The sequence below is a fragment of the Bacteroides caecigallinarum genome (assembly GCF_021530995.1).
GTDB classification, from domain to species: domain Bacteria; phylum Bacteroidota; class Bacteroidia; order Bacteroidales; family Bacteroidaceae; genus Phocaeicola; species Phocaeicola faecigallinarum.
On sequence record NZ_JADYTF010000070.1, the window covers coordinates 1 to 19,756 of the forward strand.

A 19,756-nucleotide genomic window follows, 5' to 3' on the forward strand; every position below is an offset into this window, starting at 1 on the left:
GCGATATCTCATATCTATACAGAATATATGCATTATAATCTCTATTTTGAGAATTAATCCCATCAACACAAAAAGAAATATAACCAAATTATTACCCAACATAATGTAATATTTCAAACATCAATCCTTATATTTTGAAAGGGAAAATCACCAAGACGATATCTTTTTCACTAATCCAAACAAATTAAAACCATCCCAGAATCTATTATTTTAATAAGTCTTGAATATCAATACGATTTTTTTCAATCTCAGTCACACCAAAATATCAAATTGACAAAACAAACAATCTGTCAAATACATTGACATTCAAAGTTAATTCAATAAATTTGTATCATCTTAGATTCATTAGAACAAAAAAATGACCATGAATAAAATAATCCTTGCCATAGACTCGTTCAAAGGTTGTATGACCTCCGAAGAAGTTGAAAATGCCATATCCTCATCGCTCAACTCAAAAGAGATTGAAATCCACAATATACCTATGTCCGATGGTGGCGAAGGTATGCTTGAAGCTTTTATAACTGTCATGAACGGCATGATAGTAGAAACAAAAGTTCACGACCCTCTCATGCGACCTATAAAAGCACAATACGGAATAACACCTGACGGTACAGCTATTATAGAAACAGCAAAGGCATGCGGACTGACACTGATGACAGCAGAAGAACGCAACCCTCTGATAGCAACTACATATGGTGTAGGCGAACTGATAATCCACGCACTGCAAGGCGGATGCAGAAATTTCATTATTGGTCTTGGCGGTAGTGGAACCAGTGACTGTGGGATAGGAATGCTGAAAGCTATTTCAGACAGTTTTCCGACAGAAAAAACTATAAAAGACATAATATACGATGAAATGAGAGATTGCCGTTTTACGCTAGCCAGTGATGTACGCAACCCTTTATATGGTCCTGAGGGAGCAGCCCAAATCTTTGCACCACAGAAAGGGGCAACAGAGTATATGGTGGTCGAATTGGATAAAAGAGCTATTGAGTTTGCCAATAAATCCGCTATTCTAATTGGGAAAGATTCGTCGCTAGAGCCTGGAGCTGGTGCGGCAGGTGGATTGGGATATGCCTTTCTTCAATATTTTAACGCCACATTCAGATCTGGTGCAGACCTTTTGCTCGACCTCTCCGGTTTCGACAGTCTGCTTAACGGAACAGACCTTGTAATCACTGGCGAGGGACATGCAGATGCCCAAACACTTATGGGAAAACTTCCGGAACGTATACTGCGACGCTCACAGTTGCAAAACATACCGGTATGGCTCATAGCAGGGCGAGTAAGCCAAAGCAATAAACTCCTTTCAGAAGGATTTCAGAGAGTATACAGCATCACGCCTGAATGTATGCCTACAGAAAAGGCTGTAATCCCTGACATTGCCAGAGAAAACATAAAAAGGTGGACAGATGCCCACCTTTTATCTATTATCCGGTAAATTATCCACTTAGTCTTTTTTCACACGGAATATTTTATATCCGATTGCCGAAACAAGGATACTCATCAACGGACTGATATAATTGAAAAATGCGTATGGCAGATACACCAGCGTTGGTACACCCAGTATAGTAGCCTGCGTCATTCCGCATGTGTTCCATGGAATCAGAACAGATGTTACAGTCACAGCATCTTCAGTAGTACGGCTCAACAAACGGCTTTCATAACCGTTGTTCTTGTATATATCCTTAAACATATTTCCAACAAGGATAATGGAAATGTATTGGTCTGCCGTAGCCAGATTAAGGAATATTCCTGAACCTACCGTAGAAGTCACCATACCAGTCAGTTTGCGCGTAAATCTAACAAATACTCCGGTAATGCTTGCCAACATTCCACAAGCAGTCATCGCTCCTCCCAGACACATGGCACATATTATAAGCCATATAGTGTTCATCATGCCACCCATACCTCTGGTGGCTATAAGTTCTGTCAGCTGCGATGTCTCCGCCTGAAGGCTTGATGAAGTAAACAATGTCTGCAACGTCGTTTTGAATATGGACTGCACGTCACTGTTTCCACCTGCCAGCTCTATCACGTTATCCATCTGGAATACTAACATAAAGACAACAGCCATCGTAGTCGAAACAAACAGTGTTATGATTGAAGGAACTTTCTTTGCTATTAGTATACCGGTCACAACAGGTACGAGCAACAGCCAAACAGAGATATTGAACCTGTCGGCAAGGCCACTTGCAAACTCACCCATTCCCGCAGTATCTCCGACACTGTGATTGAAACCTGCAATCAGGAATATCACCAGCGCTATCGCAATTGACGGCACCGTAGTTATCATCAGATAGCGGATGTGAGTGAAAAGCGGAGTATCAGTAACCGAAGACGCAAGAATCGTTGTGTCCGACAATGGAGATACCTTATCACCGAAATATGCTCCCGAAATAATGGCTCCCGCAATCCATCCTTCTTCAAATCCCTGGGCCTTCCCTATTCCCATCAGGGCAATACCGATAGTAGCGATTGTAGTCCACGAGCTTCCTGTCATAACAGACACAATGGCACAAATCACGCAGCATGATGCCAGGAAAAGACTTGGGTGTATGAGCTGCACCCCGTAATAAATCAGCGTAGGTACCACTCCGCTTAGCATCCATGCTGCAGACAAAGCTCCGATAATCAAGAGAATAATAAGAGCCGAACTTACTCCGGCAATATTATTCACAATAGCATGTTCTATGTCTTTCCATTTTATACCGTAGCCTATCATGCCTATAGCCGCACAAATTGCAGTAGCTATCAGCAGACAGACCTGGCTGGCGCCTGAAAGAGCGTCAGAACCGAAACTCCCGATAGTAAAATACAGTAATACAACCAATATGACAATTGGTAAAATAGAAAAAAATGGAGAGGGATACGTTGTCAATTTTTTCATCCTCAAAAACAATCTTAATTTTATACCTGAATAAAAACCCGTGCAAAGGTCTGAATATTTTCTCTTATTCACATAAAAAAGACACTGATATTCCGTTTTTTTTGCAAAATTTCTGAAATATCAGAAGCTTTTATGGGTGTAATAAGCATGTTATTATTATTTTTGTACTGATTTATACATAATAATGAAAACGTTCACACTGCTAAAACATACATTAAGAACCATTATCATATCGGTAATGGTTGTTTATTTCGGATTGATAGCATTGCTCAATATTCCTTTCATTCAGCAAAGTATCAGTTCGTTTGCAGTGCGCGAACTAACAAAATTATTAAAAACGGAAGTAAAAATCGGCAATATCGATTTAGGTTTGCTGAACAGAGTAATTATCAATGATTTGGAAGTTTACAGTCCGACGGGAGAAAAAATGGTTAATATAGCCAGGTTTTCTGCCAAATTCGACATTCAAGCCATCATAAGAGGAAAAATCAGCATAAACAGCATACAGCTTTTCGGTTCGGACTTCAATCTGGAGAAAAAAGACAAGAAATCGGATCTGAATATAAAATTCATTACCGATCTGTTTGTCAACAAAGATAAGGATAAGGAAAAGAAAGCCATTGATTTAAGAATAAACTCAATCCTCATACGAAGAAGTAACCTGAATTTAGATATTCTTTCCGAACCGGAAACTGAAGGGAAATTCAATCCTTCGCACCTCTCCGTAAAGAATATATCTGCCAATATATCTTTAAAAGCGTTGACGCAGGACTCCATCAATATCCATGTAAAGCGCATAAGCATGGCAGAAAAATCAGGTCTGACATTAAAAAAACTGTCTTTCACAGCTTTGGGCAACAGAGATAAATTACGTTTGGATAATTTTGAACTGCTGTTACCCAACAGCCACGTACATATAGACAGTCTTGTTTCAGATTTCGACGACTTTTGGCAAATCAAGCAACTTTCGGACATAGAATATAAATGTAATCTATATGCCGAGATAGTACCGTCTGACATAAAAGCGTTGGTACCTGCATTGAAAAATTTCGATGACACAATAAACCTAAAAGCCGGCCTTTCAAACATAGGGAATAAACATTCGATTGATAACTTGAACATATATTCAAATGACAAGTCTGTGGATCTGACATTCGAAGGTTATCTGAATTTAGCCGACGAAACAAAGGACACATTTTTCAGTGTCGACATAAAAAAAGCCGATGTACGCCAGGACGGAGCAAAATGGATATTCCAGAACATAAGTGACAAAGGTAACATTCCTGACATTATCCAAAGAATTGCCACTCTCAGCCTCTTGGGCAATATAAAAGGGACACCGGAGAAGATTGAAAACAGACTGACTATATATACTCCGCTCGGAAATATACAGTCGCAATTCACAATGAACAGAGATTCTGTCAATAAGCAAAGATCATATTCAGGAAGGTTCTATTCAGAGGAACTTAATTTGGGAAAACTTGCTAAAAAAGATAATCTGCTAGGCAATGCCGCTTTCAATCTCACTCTGAATGGGCTTACATACATGGACAATAAGCCTGAATCTTACGTAAAAGGTGAAATCAAATATCTGGATGTGAAGGGTTATACCTACCACAATATCATGCTAAACGGAATGTACACACCCGGAGGATTCAACGGACATATAGCAGTAAATGATGAGAATCTGAAATTGAAAATTGACGGGAAATTCTCTACAGCAGAAGAAATCCCTGTCTTCAAGCTTACTGCCGGGGTAAAAAATTTCAGACCTGACAGACTGCAACTGACGGAAAAATTTGTCAACACAACCTATTCAATGAATCTTCTTGCAGATTTCAAAGGCAAATCAATCGACGACATCGAAGGATGTATCAACATTGACAGCCTAACGTGTATATCTGACCAAAACACTGACGACAATTATATATTGCCTTACTTCAGACTTCTTGCAAACAAAAGTCCTAAAGGGAATACTATTCAGATAAAGTCGGATTTCATCAATGGTGAAATCAACGGAAATTACTCATACAAGACAATAACATCAAGTGTAATAAAAGTTGCGCACAGATACATACCGTCATTCTTTCAGGCCAACAACAAATTTATCAGACAGGAGACAAACAATAACTTTACTCTTCGTTTTAAGATCGACAATTCCGATTTCTTACATAAGGTCCTGAAATTGCCGATAGCCATGAATATTCCCGCAACACTGAATGGCTACATAGACGACAGTAAAACAAAGGTTTACATTAACGCAAACATTCCGGAAATAGTATACAACAACAAGAAATATGAATCGACCACATTACTGTTCGAGAACCCGGAAAAAGACCTTCATTGCCATGTGAGATCCAACATGCTTATGAACAAAGGTGCTATGGTAAATGTAAGCCTGAACGCCAAAGCATATAATGATACACTGGCAACAAATGTATTTTGGGGAAACAATACAAACATCACATATAGCGGAAAGATTTCTGCGAATACCGTTTTTTCAAAAAATACAAGCAATGGTAAACTGCACACGGATATTGAATTGGAACCTAGCCGGATTGTGCTTAACGACACCATTTGGAACATACACAGGTCCAACGTGAGCATTGATAATGACAGTATTGATATATCAAACTTCCTTTTCGAACATGGAAACCAATATGTAAAAATAAACGGACGACTTGGCAAAACAGAATCAGACTCCTGCCTGGTCAATCTCCAGAATGTGAACCTCCTCTACATTATGGATATGATTCAGTTCAATGCCGTAAAGTTTGAGGGGAATGCCAGTGGGAAGGTATTTGTTTCCAACGTGTTGAGTAAACCATTGCTCGATGCCAGACTGAAAGTAAATAATTTTTCACTAAACGAGACATTACTTGGCGAGGCCGACATCAAAGGCGGATTCGATAATGAAAAAGGCAGAATACTCCTTAATGCCGATATCCGCAAAAAAGATGGAGTGTTTACTGGAGTTATTGGCTATATATCCCCCAAAGAAAAAGGACTTGACCTGAACATCAATGCTGGTGGTACTGATTTAGGCTTTCTGCAACATTTCATAAAAGACATTTTTACTGACGTGAAAGGTAAGGCTTACGGAAAAGTAAGACTGTTCGGTCCATTCAAGGAACTTGACCTTGAAGGAAGAGCTAAAGCTGAGATTGGAATGAAAGTAAATGTACTGAACAGCTATTTCAATGCCAAGGCAGACTCAGTAATAATCAACTCTGGAGAGTTCATTTTCAATAATGTACATCTGAGCGACAATGAGGGACATAACGGTGTTGCCAACGGCTATCTGAGACACAGAAAGCTGAAAAACCTAAGCTATATGTTCCAGTTCGATACTAATAACATGATGGTATTCAGCTCGGACAGAGAAACACCTGAATTCCCGTTTTATGGAAAGATTTACGCATCAGGAAAAACAACTATACGTGGAAATGAAAATACAGGTCTCGTAGTAGACGGAAACGTAAGGGCCGAGAACAATACCTCATTCGTATACGTTCTGGGAACTGCAACCGAAGCCATCAGCAAACAGTTCATTACGTTTGTCGACAAGACTCTGAGAAGAAGGCAGGAAGAAATTAAAACCAATCTTTATCACTATCTCAACGAGCAACAAACCCTTGAAGAGAATCTTACACCTCCCGATATAAGGATAAATCTTCAGATAGAACCTTCGCCAATGGCAGATATGAAGATAATAATGGATCCTGCATCAGGAGACTATATTGCAGCAAAAGGCACAGGAAACCTGAGAATTAATTTCTTCAACAAGGGTAATTTCCAGATATTCGGCAATTATAATATCTCCGAAGGTATATATAAGCTGAGCATGCAGAATGTTATCAGAAAAGATTTTGTGCTCAGACAAGGTGGCAGTGTATCATTCAATGGCGACCCTAAAGCAGCAAACCTTAATGTACAAGCTGTATATACTGTTCCTTCAGCCTCACTCAATGACCTTATTGCGGATGCTACATCCACCAGAGGTAATATCAGGGTGAACTGTATTGTGAATCTGTCAGGACTTCTCACCTCTCCTAACCTTAGTTTCGACATTGAATTGCCTACAGTGAATGAAGAAGACAGGCAGCTGGTAAAAAGTCTGACCGGAACACCGGAACAGATGACCACACAGATTATATATCTGCTGGGAGTAGGCAAGTTCTATACATACGATTATGCCGCACAGAGCGGACAATCGGACGCTACAAGTTCGCTGGCCTTCAGCACATTGTCCGGACAACTTAACAATATGTTGTCGCAGGTAATCGACAGCCAGAACTGGAATCTTGGAACAAACCTCACTACAGGTCAGAACGGTTGGACAGACGTTGAAGCAGAAGCAATCCTGAGCGGAAGACTTCTGAACAACAGACTTATTATAAACGGAAACTTCGGATATAAGGAAAATACGCTGAGAAATACTAACTTTGTAGGCGATTTCGAAGCAATATGGCTATTAACTAAAAACGGTGACTTCCGCCTTAGAGGATATAACCAGACGAACGACAGATATTTCACAAAGTCAACGCTCACTACCCAAGGTATAGGACTTATCTATAAAAAGGACTTTACACGATGGGATGAATTAATTGACTGGTTGGGTAATTTCCGTTTGTACAGAAAAAAGAAGCTGGCGCAAAAACAAGAAGTAAACAAATATATTAAAAATAAGAATAATGAACAATAATCTTTCGCTCCCGTCAGAATGGGACAAACAGAGTTATATACAGCTGACATGGCCACATATCGGTACAGATTGGGCTTATATGTTAGAAGAAGTGGAAAAGTGTTTTGTCAATCTCGCGACAGAGATTGCATCAAGGCAACCTCTCCTATTGGTAGCACCGGAATTCCCTGAGGAACTCAAGGATTTTCCATACAAAGAGAATATCACATTCTTCCAGTGCAAGACAAATGATACCTGGGCAAGAGACCACGCATTCATAACACTGAAGGACAAGCATGGCGACCCCCAACTGCTGGATTTCTGTTTCAACGGATGGGGTATGAAATTCGCTGCCGACAAGGATAACCTTATCAACAGCAAGCTTTTCGGCAAGCACATCCTGAACGGTGACTATATAAACAAGCGCGACTTTGTTCTGGAAGGTGGTTCCATTGAAAGCGACGGAAAAGGTACACTCCTCACCACATCGCTTTGTCTGCTGGCACCAAACAGAAACGATACTATGTCGCGCCATGAGATAGAAGACTATCTGAAAGAGGCTTTCAATCTTCAGCAGATTCTCTGGCTGGACTATGGTTATCTGGCGGGCGACGACACTGACAGCCATGTGGATACACTCGCAAGACTTTGTCCGGACGACACTATAGCATACGTAAAATGTAGCAACCCTGACGACGAGCATTATAGCGCCTTGCAGGCTATGGAAAAGCAGCTGGAGTCATTCACTACACTCGACGGCAAACCATACAGACTGCTCCCTCTGCCTATGCCGGAAGCTATCTATGATGAAGACGGCTACAGACTGCCTGCCACTTACGCTAACTTCCTGATAATGAACGATGCCGTACTCTACCCTACTTACGGCCAGCCTGAAAATGACAAAGAAGCGGCAAGAGTTCTGGCGCAGGCTTTCCCAGGAAGAGAAATCGTAGGCATAGACTGTAATGCCCTTATCAAACAGCACGGCTCATTACACTGCGTAACTATGCAATACCCTGAATCAGTATTCAAAGGATAAAAACATCAACATTATAATTTAAACAGACATGAACAGAATAATAAGAGTAGGTATCGTCCAGCAATCATGCACAGGAGATATCAAATATAACTTGGAAAAACTTCACAGAAATATAGCTTCACTGGCTAAAGCCGGAGCACAACTCGTAATATTACAGGAATTACACAACTCACTTTACTTCTGCCAGACAGAAGATACAAGACTGTTCGACCTGGCAGAACCTATACCAGGTCCTTCAACCGGATTCTATAGCGAAATAGCAGCGGCATACGGTATAGTTCTTGTAACATCACTGTTCGAACGCCGTGCGGCAGGTCTGTATCACAACACAGCCGTAGTGTTCGAAAAGGACGGAAGCATAGCAGGTAAATACCGCAAGATGCATATTCCGGACGATCCTGCATATTACGAAAAATTCTATTTCACACCAGGCGATATAGGTTTCGAACCGATTCAGACCTCTGTAGGAAAACTTGGTGTACAGGTATGTTGGGACCAGTGGTATCCGGAAGGAGCCCGCATGATGGCGCTCAAAGGAGCAGAGCTACTCATCTATCCTACTGCCATAGGCTGGGAAAGTACTGACACTCAGGAAGAGAAGCTTCGTCAGCTCGGCGCATGGGTTACTGTGCAGAGAGGTCATGCTGTGGCAAACGGATTGCCCGTAATCGCAGTAAACCGTGTGGGACACGAGCCTGATCCTTCAGGCCAGACCAATGGTATCCAGTTCTGGGGAAACAGCTTCGTGGCAGGTCCGCAGGGAGAGATAATCGCCCAAGCGGACAATATGAAGGAAGAAAATATCATTGTCGATATCGACATGAACCGCAGCGAGAACGTACGTCGCTGGTGGCCGTTCCTTAGAGACCGCAGAATTGACGAATTTGGAGAACTGACAAAACGATTCAGAGATTGATAAATCATACATGACATGGGTAAACTTGCACTTAAAATCTACAAAGCATTATACGGTCTTGACATAGAGGCTCAAAGTACCGAACTTACCAGACTAAGACTTGAAAACAAAAGACTGTCCGAACTGTTGAGAAGCACATCAAGGGAATACAACGCACTCAACGACAAGTACAAAAAGAAAAAAGAAAGTCTCAGCAATGAATGTGGGGCGGTATCGGAAGAGCTCAATGAGCTGAAAGGAAAGTACGAGGCCCTGGTCATGGAGAAAGAGAACCTTGAAAATACCCTCAAGGAAAACTCTGAAAAGTTTAAAGAAGAAACAGATAGGATTTCCCTGGAATCTGAGAAGATGTCCGGGGAAATCGAAAATCTGCAAAAGGTTATTGAAGGGTTGAATGCTGAAAAAGACGCTCTCATCAAAGAGAAAGAAAATCTACGTAATGAGAATGAAACTCTGTTGCAAGAAAAGGATGTTCTCAGCAGTGAAAAAGAAAGTCTCAGCAAAGAGATAAAATCAGCAAATGAGGCTCACATTGCAGATAAGGACAATCTGAACAAAGAAATAGACAGCCTTGGAAAAGAAATAGCATCACTCAAAGAGTTATATCAAAAGGAGAAAGAGGAGAACACTACCCTCTCCGAGATAGTAAAAACCCTGGAAAGTGAAATAGCAAATCTCAGTCTTACTGCACAAACGACAGAGGAAGTACTACCTGTTAATGAAGAAGAAAATGAAGTACTTCCGGCTGCTGAAACTTCCATCGATAAGAAATCAGACGATATAACTGATGACGAGGAAGCGATGAAAGAGAATATGCAAAAGGAAATAGTCTCTTTAACACAGAAATATGATTATATCCGCGTCACAACAACAATAGGAAACCAGTATATCTACCAGTCCAGACATTTCCAACTTAGGACAGGACTGTTTGATTGGGGAATAGAAGGAAAGGAAATTATCACTGACGAAATCCTTTATCTGGAAAATTCAGCGGTAACAAAAATGGAAGGCCTGGACAGTCCTTTCGACGGTGAGGAAATAATATGCAATATGGAAGACGAGGATTCCGCTTCTGCTGTTGCCGATTCTCTACTGATGGCAATCTGTACATATCAGCCAATACAGGTAAATTATCATGACAAGAACGGACGTACAACTCTGAAGAATCTGTATCATGTCACTTTCAAGCCTTTGGCTAACAAGTTCAGTCTGCCATACAAAAATCTTTTCAGAGATATGCTCGACGAGAAGATTGATGCGGAACAACTCTCTGCATTATGTCCGCACAATCCTGAGCCAAGAAACTTCGCTATTCCGCAAATTCAGACTCTCCGCCGTTTCAACGCTTTCTTTACCACAAAAGAAGGAATTGAGACTCTGAAGGAAGGAATAAAACTGGCACAGGATGCAGAACAGACAGAACTGGCAGAGGTGCTGATGAGTAAAATCCAGAGCTGAGATATTGTTTAAAGCACAAATTTATCCTCAAAACGTGTACGGTCTTCTAAAAAAAATTATAATTTTGCAGTATGAAAGAGCTAGCAAGACATATAGAAGTACTTTTACTGGAAAATGACTGTGTAATAGTTCCCGGTCTGGGAGGTTTCATTGCCCATAATAAAGCAGCAGAATTCAAGGACTCTGCAAATGTATTTTGTCCGCCGGTAAGAACCATCGGTTTCAATCCGCAACTTATAATAAACGACGGTTTATTGGCACAGTCATACATGCAAGCCTACGACACTGACTTTCCCGACGCAAGCAGGAAGATAGAGAGCGTAGTATCTCAAATAAAAGACTCATTATATAAAAACGGACAGGCAGAACTTGAAAATATAGGAACACTATATTATACCATGGCAGGAGTATATGGTTTTGAACCATATCAGAATGCTTTCTTCAGTCCAAGTCTGTATGGTTTGGGCAGTTTCTCGATTTCTCCTCTTTCTGAGTTGAAGCCGGTCAAGGAAACTATCGTCGAGCCGCGTATAATGATTGAGACAGTACCATCTTCCGATGAAGACAGAAAAGCAAAAGCAAAACAGCGTCATATCATCAAGCGTATGGCAGAACATGCTGTAGGAATTGCTGCCGCTGTTATATTATTCTTTGTTCTCTCTGTTCCGGTCGAGAACACTTATCTCGATAATTCAAGCTATGCTTCTTTGGGAGCAGAAACCATGCTTGATGCCATCAGAAGCAAATCAATGGCTACAGCATCGCTTGAAACGAAAGATATCAAACAGAATAATAAACAAAACATACGAAATAATGTGAACACTTTGCGCCCTGTTGCTGTTAAAAGTGTAAAGATTGAAAAAGCTGAGCCTAAAACTTCTAAAGAAGTAAAGGCATCGCCTGCGGCTGTCAAAAAAGAAACGATTAAGACTGAAACGGTTAAGACAGAAGCAGTCAAGACTGAAACAGTCAAGGCGGAAACAAAAAGTACAAAAGAAGTACAGAAAAGCAATACTGTACAGAATAAGGGCTTGTTCGTTATCGTAGCTAGTCTGCAAACCATGCAGGATGCGGAAAAAGAGCTTGCCAAGTTCAAGAAACAGGGATATAATGAAGCTACTATTCTGGCATCGGACAACCGTTACCGTATTGCATTATATCGCTTTACAGACAAGTCAAAAGCATACGAAAAGATTAATGAACTGAGAAAAGACGAACAGTTCAAGACAGCCTGGTTACTGAATAAATCTAAATGATTAATTTTTAAGGAATGAAAAGAGTAAGATGTCCTAAATGCGACAATTACATCCAGTTTGATGAAACCAAGTATGAAGAAGGACAGTCATTGGTTTTCATCTGCCCAGAGTGTAAAAAACAGTTCAGCATACGTTTGGGACGTACCAAGCTTAATGCTGCAACACGTCGCGAAGAAATCATAGACGAAAAAGAAGGAACAAAAGACTTTGGCAATGTAGTGGTTATAGAAAACACTTTCGCCTACAAACAGGTATTACCTCTTCATGAGGGAGATAATGTAATAGGACGCAGATGCAAGGGAACTGACGTCGATATAGCCATAGAGACAAACGACCCAAGCATGGACCGCAGACATTGCATTATCAATGTAAAAAGGGACAAGCAAGGAAAATTAATATATACATTAAGGGATAACGACAGTATTACAGGAACATTCCATATGAATGAAATCCTGGGGCCTAAAGAAAGAGTTATAATCGAAGAAGGAAGTATTTTCACTCTAGGCGCTACAACTCTTATTCTGCGCGGCGCAGAAGAGGATAATGAATAATAAACTATATTTTTAACTAACATCACACTACTTTTTTACTTATGGCATTTACCAACAATGTAATGATTGTGAGACACAAACTGCTTGAAAACCTGGTAGCTTTGTGGAAGGAGAAACAGTTAATTGAAAAGATCGACCGTGTTCCATTGGAATTCAGTCCAAGACGTTCGCAACCTGTAGGACGCTGCTGTATCCACAAGGAACGTGCGGTGACAAAATACAAGTCACTCCCTCTGTTGGGTTGGGATATGTCCGACGAGACAGACGAACTTACCCCATTATCTGAATATGCACGCAAGGCACTTGAAAGACACGGAAAAATCAAGGAAAACATTCTTTGCGTGATAGACGAGGCTTGTTCATCATGCGTTCAGGTAAACTATGAAGTAAGTAACCTGTGTAGAGGTTGTGTGGCAAGAAGCTGCTACATGAACTGCCCTAAAGGTGCTGTACATTTCGACAAGAAAACAGGTCAGGCACGTATTGACCACGACACTTGTATAAGCTGCGGTATCTGTCATAAGAGCTGTCCTTATCATGCTATCGTATATATTCCTGTACCATGCGAGGAAGCATGTCCTGTAAAGGCTATCAGCAAGGATGAACACAACATAGAGCATATCGACGAAAGCAAATGTATCTATTGTGGAAAATGTCTTAACGCATGTCCTTTCGGTGCCATATTCGAAATTTCACAGGTATTCGATGTGCTTGAAGAGATACGTGCAGGAAAACAGGTGATTGCCATCCCTGCCCCATCCATACTCGGACAGTTTGATGCTAAAATAGATGAAGTCTATGGAGCATTGAAGCAGATTGGTTTTGCCGATGTTATCGAAGTAGCTGAAGGAGCTATGCAGACCACAAGCAATGAAGCCCACGAACTTCTTGAAAAGATTGCTGAAGGACAGACGTTTATGACTACTTCATGCTGTCCTTCATATATAGAACTTGTAAACAAGCACATACCTGCAATGAAACCATACGTTTCTACTACAGGTTCTCCAATGTACTACGCATCACGCATCGCAAAGAAGAAATATCCTGATGCTAAAGTGGTATTCATAGGTCCATGTATCGCCAAGAGAAAAGAAGCACAGCGCGATGAATGTGTAGATTATGTGATGACTTTCGAGGAAATAAGCTCAGTTATCAAAGGTATGGGAATCGACCTGAAGGAAGTTTCTCCATACAAGGTAGCCAAAGAATCTGTATGCGAGGCTCACGGATTTGCACAGGCCGGAGGTGTGGCAGGAGCTGTAAAAGCTTACCTGGGTGAAAAGGCAAACGGCATTAAGATTATGCAGATATCAGACTTCAACAAGAAGAATATCGGTGTTCTCAGAGCATACGCAAAGACCGGCAAGGTTGACGCACAGTTCATCGAAATGATGGCATGTCCTGAAGGCTGTATCACAGGTCCAAGTTCATTCAACGATCCATTGTCCGGTAAACGCCAGCTAAATCAGGATTTGCTGAAACGTCCTCTGAAATACGAGAACTACAAGGAAGAAGAATAAATAAAGATTTTTCATATCACATATATATGAGAAAACTTATAGAGCGACTTCATCGGGAGAAAACACTTTCTTCCGATGAATTTCGTATATTATTGGATGAGTGCGATGACGACAGTCTTGAACTGATAAACAGCATTGCACGCTCCGAAACATTAAAAGTGTTCGGCAACAGGATTTTCGTGCGCGGACTTATAGAGGTTGGAAACTGCTGTCACAACGACTGCCTTTACTGCGGAATACGCCGTAGCAACAGGAATGTGGAAAGATACAGACTAAACAAGGAAACTATACTGCAATGCTGCGACGAAGGTTACAGACTTGGCTTCCGTACTTTTGTACTCCAAGGTGGCGAAGACAACTATATGACCGATGAAAGAATCTCTGACATAGTGTCGTCCATACGCCGGGAATATCCGGACGCCGCCATAACCCTGTCTTTGGGAGAAAAATCATACGAAGCATACAAGATGTTCTATGAAGCCGGAGCCAACAGATATCTGCTCCGTCATGAGACTCACAATCCGTATCATTATTCACTGCTGCATCCCGAAACGATGTCACTGCAGAACAGATTGCAATGCCTTGCAAACTTGAAAGAGATAGGCTATCAGACAGGTACAGGCATAATGGTTGGCAGTCCGGGACAGACCACAGACAATATCATTGAAGACATTCTGTTCATCGGCGAATTCAAGCCACAGATGATAGGAATAGGTCCTTTCATACCGCACCGTGACACTCCATTTGCTGATAAAAGCGCTGGCAGCATACGCACTACCCTACTACTGTTGTCAATATTCAGACTTATGCATCCTCACGCACTCATACCGTCAACCACGGCATTGGCTTCACTCGCTCCCGACGGACGCGAAAGAGGAATACTGGCAGGAGCAAATGTAGTGATGCCAAATCTCTCTCCTCCACAGGAAAGAAGCAAGTATTCGCTGTACAACAATAAGGCATCAATGGGTGCCGAAGCAGCAGAAGGCCTGGCTTTTCTTGAACAAAAGCTCAGTGCCATTGGTTATACTATTGACTACGGTCGGGGAGATTACGCAGAATAAGAGCTGTTAATTATATAACTTCTTTAACTTCCATAACTCCTTTAACTCCTATAACTCCTTTAACTCCTATAACTTCTATAACTCTAAAAAAATAATTATGTACAGAGCCGATTCAAAAAAGGCTGAAGAATTTATCAGCCATGATGAAATTCTTGACACACTGAAATATGCGGAAGAGAACGCCGGAAACAGAGAACTCATATCATCCATTATAGAAAAAGCAAGAGCATACAAGGGTATCAGTCACCGGGAGGCCGCACTACTGCTTGAATGCAACGACCCGGAACTGCTGGAAGAGATATTCAGTCTGGCAAAGGAAATAAAGCAGAAGTTCTACGGCAACAGAATAGTGATGTTTGCTCCACTGTATCTTTCAAACTATTGCGTAAACAGCTGTGTGTATTGCCCTTACCATATCAAAAACAAGACTATAGCCCGCAAAAAGCTCAGTCAGGAAGATATAGAACGCGAAGTCATAGCACTTCAGGACATGGGACACAAGCGTCTGGCACTTGAAGCCGGCGAAGACCCGTTGCACAACCCGATAGAATATATCCTTGAATCCATCAAGACAATATACGGAATAAAGCATAAGAACGGAGCCATACGCCGTGTGAACGTGAATATCGCTGCCACAACAGTGGAGAACTACAGAAAGCTTCACGAGGCAGGAATAGGTACATACATACTTTTCCAGGAGACATATCATAAGGAAAACTACGAGAAACTTCATCCGCGCGGTCCTAAGAGCAATTACGCTTATCACACAGAGGCAATGGACAGAGCTATGGAAGGCGGAATAGACGATGTTGGGCTCGGTGTTCTGTTCGGTCTGAATACCTATAAGTACGATTTCACCGGACTGCTGATGCACGCGGAACATCTGGAAGCCACTTACGGAGTTGGTCCTCACACTATTAGCGTACCGCGAATATGCTCTGCCGACGACATAAATGCCGCAGATTTTGAGAATGCAATCTCCGACGAGATATTCCAGAAGATTGTAGCCATAATCCGTATAGCTGTGCCATACACGGGAATGATTATCTCTACACGCGAATCGCAGAAATCACGCGAGAAGGTTCTTGAACTCGGTATCTCACAGATAAGCGGAGGCTCGCGTACAAGCGTAGGCGGATATGCCGTAGAAGAGACACCAGAAGAAAACTCCTCACAGTTCGATATCAGCGACAACCGCACACTGGACGAGATAGTGTCATGGCTGCTGAAACTCGGCTATATTCCAAGCTTCTGCACTGCATGCTACCGCGAAGGACGCACTGGCGACCGCTTCATGTCGTTGGTAAAAACAGGACAGATAGCCAACTGCTGCTCGCCAAACGCGCTTATGACTCTGCAGGAATATCTGGTAGACTATGCTTCGCCCGAGACAAAAGCACTCGGTACGAAGATGATACGTGAGCAGATGGAAAAGATTCCTAATCCTGCAATAAAGAGACGCGCTATAGAGAACCTGAAATACATTGGCGAAGGAAAACGCGACTTCAGATTCTGATAATATAACTCAAGTTTAAATAACCATAATAATATGTCATTGCAAGATACTCCAAGATCAAACCGCACACATATAGCACTTTTCGGGAAAAGAAACAGTGGTAAATCGTCATTGATAAATGCCATCACAGGACAGGAAGTTTCAGTCGTTTCGGACGTAGCCGGAACTACCACCGACCCTGTATATAAATCGATGGAAATACACGGCATAGGCCCGTGTGTATTTATAGACACAGCCGGATTCGATGATGAAGGAGAGCTTGGAAATCTGAGAGTAAAGCAGACATTAAAGGCTACGGAACGCACTGACATAGCTATTATGGTCTGCACAGACGATAATATCGAAGAAGAACTGAGATGGCAGAAAGTGCTCACTGCAAAGAATACACCGGTGATATGGGTACTCAACAAGGCAGACATTCTGGACAACAAGACAGAAACAGCCCTTGCCATAGAAAAGAGATGCGGTTCCAAACCTGTCATAGCAAGTACGCTGACAAAGGAAGGCATCGACGAGATAAGAAAAGCGCTTATAGAAAACCAGCCAGACAACTCTTCCGACAATAGTATAATAGGAAATCTTGCCGGCGAAAACGATACCGTACTGTTGGTCATGCCACAGGACATTCAGGCTCCGAAAGGCAGACTAATTCTCCCACAAGTTCAAACCCTGCGTGAACTTCTTGACAAGAAATGCCTTGTAATGAGCTGCACTACAGACAAGCTGGAAGCAATGCTCAAAGCGATGGTAAATCCACCGAAACTTATCATCACAGACTCACAGGTGTTCAAGACCGTTTTCGAACTGAAGCCAAAGGAAAGCATACTGACATCGTTCTCAGTACTCTTTGCCAAGCACAAGGGCGATATAGACTATTTTGTAGAAGGTGCACGCACAATAGGCAAACTGAATAACAATTCCAAAGTCCTTATAGCCGAAGCATGCACCCATGCCCCACTCACAGAGGATATTGGCCGTGAAAAAATCCCAGCCATGCTCCGAAAAAGATTTGGCAATGACATACAGATAGATATGGTATCAGGACACGACTTTCCGGAAAATCTTGAAGGTTACGATTTGGTTATCCATTGCGGCGCCTGCATGTTCAACAGGAAGTTCATGATGAGCCGTGTGGCAAAGGCTAAGGAACAGAACATCCCTATGACCAATTATGGAGTGACTATAGCTTATATTCAGGGGATACTTGATTATATTGAGTATTAAAATTGGGAAAAGCCTATTAATTAATGACATGAAAGTCTGATTTTTTATTTACCTTTACCTAAAGTACAAAAAGAATCAGGTTATGAAATTTCCAATTGGTATCCAGAGTTTTGAACGCATTATTCAAGAAGGTTATATATATGTAGATAAAACTGATATTATTTATGACCTTACACATAATGGAAGCATTTATTTTCTTAGCCGTCCACGACGGTTCGGAAAGAGCCTACTTGTCTCTACCCTGGAAAACTATTATTCAGGACGTAAGGAACTGTTTCGTGGTCTTGCCATAGAAAAGATGGAGACGGAATGGAACGAGTATCCTGTTTTCCATGTGGATTTCAATGATACTAATTTTACCAATCCCGGAGAACTGGAGAAGAAACTTAACTTTTATCTGGCGGAATGGGAACAGAAATACAATCTGCCTGTACGTGAAAATGAATTGGGTCTTGGAGACCGCTTTATAAAGATTCTCGAGGCCGCTCATCTTCATACAGGCCGACGCGCTGTGGTACTTGTAGATGAATATGACAAACCTATCCTTGATGTACTGGATGTGGATACCAATCTGAAGGACAAACACCGAAACATTCTGAAAGCTTTTTATTCCGTGTTTAAGGGAGCGGACAAGCATTTGCAATTCGTTTTGTTGACAGGGGTTACAAAATATTCCCAAGAAAGTATATTCAGCGGTTTCAATCAAGCTAAAGATATAAGTATGGATGTACGTTATGAAGCTCTGTGCGGTATTACTCAAGAAGAAATTGTAAAATATTTTACTGAACCTGTATCGCAAATGGCTGTCGAGTATCAGTGTACACCGGAAGAAATGTATAAACTGCTGAAGAAACAATACGATGGTTACCACTTCAGCGATAAACTGACAGACATTTATAATCCTTTCAGTTTGTTGAATGCTCTTGACGCCAAACGTATCAAAGACTATTGGTTCAGCACAGGAACTCCCACATATCTTATTCGTCTGCTTAACCATTCACATGAGAGAATGAACGAATTTACCGGGAAATATTACACTCCGGCAGAGTTTATCGACTACAAAGCCGACGTGGAACGCCCTTTGCCTATGATATATCAAAGCGGATATCTTACAATAAAGGCTTACGACAGAGATTTCAATACCTTCCTTCTTGATTTCCCGAACAATGAGGTAAAGGGGGGATTCCTTACAATGGTAGCTTCATCATACCTGCAACCAACTGAATAACACCTTCTACCTCATTATGCGTCTGGTGAGTGTTTATACTGTTTATGCCGAGAAGGTACAGAGCCAGGGACGTGTGGACTGCATAGTGGAAACATCGGACTATGTTTATATCTTTGAGTTCAAACTGGACGGTACGGCCCAAGAGGCGCTTCAGCAGATAGAGGAAAAAGGATATGCACGTGAATATGCAGCCGATAGCCGCAAAGTTTATAAGATTGGTGCATCATTCTCTTCTGAGACCGGAACAATTAGCGACTGGGTAGTAAATTAGCGAAGTATAATCTACCGCATACCGCAAAATCATGCAATAATCATAATGAATATAATATGAATGAAAAACTTCTTATAAAATGTGATACTACTATTTATGCGGACGAGATTACAAATCTCTTTAATGAACTCCTATAGAG

General features: G+C 41.5%; 12 protein-coding genes and 1 pseudogene. 12 read left to right on the plus strand and 1 reads right to left on the minus strand.

Annotated elements, in window-relative coordinates:
- Positions 1-364: 364 nt before the first annotated feature.
- Complete coding sequence (locus I6E24_RS10190; protein WP_235328428.1) at positions 365-1,441, plus strand: glycerate kinase family protein; 1,077 nt, start codon at positions 365-367, stop codon at positions 1,439-1,441.
- 9 nt (positions 1,442-1,450) lie between these two features.
- Here I6E24_RS10190 and I6E24_RS10195 read toward each other — a convergent pair whose 3' ends face one another.
- Entirely contained in the window at positions 1,451-2,890 is a 1,440-nt protein-coding gene (locus I6E24_RS10195) for a Na+/H+ antiporter NhaC family protein (RefSeq protein WP_235328430.1), read from the minus strand.
- A gap of 184 nt (positions 2,891-3,074) precedes the next feature.
- Between I6E24_RS10195 and I6E24_RS10200 the strand changes: the two genes are divergently transcribed.
- From I6E24_RS10200 to I6E24_RS10250, 11 genes and pseudogenes are all read left to right on the plus strand, one after another.
- Complete coding sequence (locus I6E24_RS10200) at positions 3,075-7,595, plus strand: translocation/assembly module TamB domain-containing protein (RefSeq protein ID WP_235328432.1); 4,521 nt, start codon at positions 3,075-3,077, stop codon at positions 7,593-7,595.
- On the plus strand, positions 7,585-8,613 hold the full coding sequence (locus tag I6E24_RS10205) for an agmatine deiminase family protein (RefSeq protein ID WP_235328434.1): 1,029 nt from the start codon (positions 7,585-7,587) through the stop codon (positions 8,611-8,613). Before I6E24_RS10200 ends, I6E24_RS10205 begins: the two co-directional genes overlap by 11 nt.
- Before the next feature lie 28 nt (positions 8,614-8,641).
- Entirely contained in the window at positions 8,642-9,529 is an 888-nt protein-coding gene (locus tag I6E24_RS10210) for a carbon-nitrogen hydrolase (protein WP_235328436.1), read from the plus strand.
- A gap of 15 nt (positions 9,530-9,544) precedes the next feature.
- On the plus strand, positions 9,545-10,987 hold the full coding sequence (locus I6E24_RS10215; protein ID WP_235328438.1) for a hypothetical protein: 1,443 nt from the start codon (positions 9,545-9,547) through the stop codon (positions 10,985-10,987).
- Positions 10,988-11,058: 71 nt separating this feature from the next.
- Positions 11,059-12,243 carry an HU domain-containing protein gene (locus I6E24_RS10220; RefSeq protein WP_235328440.1) on the plus strand — a complete coding sequence of 395 codons (1,185 nt, stop codon included), beginning with the start codon at positions 11,059-11,061 and terminating at the stop codon, positions 12,241-12,243.
- Positions 12,244-12,257: 14 nt separating this feature from the next.
- Entirely contained in the window at positions 12,258-12,794 is a 537-nt protein-coding gene (locus tag I6E24_RS10225; protein WP_235328442.1) for an FHA domain-containing protein, read from the plus strand.
- A 41-nt stretch (positions 12,795-12,835) separates the two neighbouring features.
- A complete protein-coding gene (locus I6E24_RS10230; protein ID WP_204404836.1) occupies positions 12,836-14,314 on the plus strand; it encodes a 4Fe-4S dicluster domain-containing protein in 1,479 nt (492 codons plus the stop codon).
- A gap of 26 nt (positions 14,315-14,340) precedes the next feature.
- The gene (gene hydE / locus I6E24_RS10235) at positions 14,341-15,378 is read left to right on the plus strand and encodes a [FeFe] hydrogenase H-cluster radical SAM maturase HydE (protein WP_235328444.1); all 1,038 of its coding nucleotides are present in this window, start codon (positions 14,341-14,343) and stop codon (positions 15,376-15,378) included.
- 97 nt (positions 15,379-15,475) lie between these two features.
- On the plus strand, positions 15,476-16,894 hold the full coding sequence (gene hydG, locus I6E24_RS10240; RefSeq protein ID WP_235328446.1) for a [FeFe] hydrogenase H-cluster radical SAM maturase HydG: 1,419 nt from the start codon (positions 15,476-15,478) through the stop codon (positions 16,892-16,894).
- A gap of 33 nt (positions 16,895-16,927) precedes the next feature.
- Complete coding sequence (hydF, locus tag I6E24_RS10245) at positions 16,928-18,118, plus strand: [FeFe] hydrogenase H-cluster maturation GTPase HydF (RefSeq protein ID WP_235328448.1); 1,191 nt, start codon at positions 16,928-16,930, stop codon at positions 18,116-18,118.
- Between the two features lie 82 nt (positions 18,119-18,200).
- Positions 18,201-19,617 (plus strand): annotated as a pseudogene (locus I6E24_RS10250) (AAA family ATPase).
- Positions 19,618-19,756 lie beyond the last annotated feature (139 nt).

What these genes read in the sequence shown, in the direction of transcription:
- I6E24_RS10190 (WP_235328428.1), top strand. Translation starts at nt 365, where the DNA reads ATGAATAAAATAATCCTTGCCATAGACTCGTTCAAAGGTTGTATGACC.
- I6E24_RS10195 (WP_235328430.1), bottom strand. Translation starts at nt 2,890, where the DNA reads ATGAAAAAATTGACAACGTATCCCTCTCCATTTTTTTCTATTTTACCA.
- I6E24_RS10200 (WP_235328432.1), top strand. Translation starts at nt 3,075, where the DNA reads ATGAAAACGTTCACACTGCTAAAACATACATTAAGAACCATTATCATA.
- I6E24_RS10205 (WP_235328434.1), top strand. Translation starts at nt 7,585, where the DNA reads ATGAACAATAATCTTTCGCTCCCGTCAGAATGGGACAAACAGAGTTAT.
- I6E24_RS10210 (WP_235328436.1), top strand. Translation starts at nt 8,642, where the DNA reads ATGAACAGAATAATAAGAGTAGGTATCGTCCAGCAATCATGCACAGGA.
- I6E24_RS10215 (WP_235328438.1), top strand. Translation starts at nt 9,545, where the DNA reads ATGGGTAAACTTGCACTTAAAATCTACAAAGCATTATACGGTCTTGAC.
- I6E24_RS10220 (WP_235328440.1), top strand. Translation starts at nt 11,059, where the DNA reads ATGAAAGAGCTAGCAAGACATATAGAAGTACTTTTACTGGAAAATGAC.
- I6E24_RS10225 (WP_235328442.1), top strand. Translation starts at nt 12,258, where the DNA reads ATGAAAAGAGTAAGATGTCCTAAATGCGACAATTACATCCAGTTTGAT.
- I6E24_RS10230 (WP_204404836.1), top strand. Translation starts at nt 12,836, where the DNA reads ATGGCATTTACCAACAATGTAATGATTGTGAGACACAAACTGCTTGAA.
- hydE (WP_235328444.1), top strand. Translation starts at nt 14,341, where the DNA reads ATGAGAAAACTTATAGAGCGACTTCATCGGGAGAAAACACTTTCTTCC.
- hydG (WP_235328446.1), top strand. Translation starts at nt 15,476, where the DNA reads ATGTACAGAGCCGATTCAAAAAAGGCTGAAGAATTTATCAGCCATGAT.
- hydF (WP_235328448.1), top strand. Translation starts at nt 16,928, where the DNA reads ATGTCATTGCAAGATACTCCAAGATCAAACCGCACACATATAGCACTT.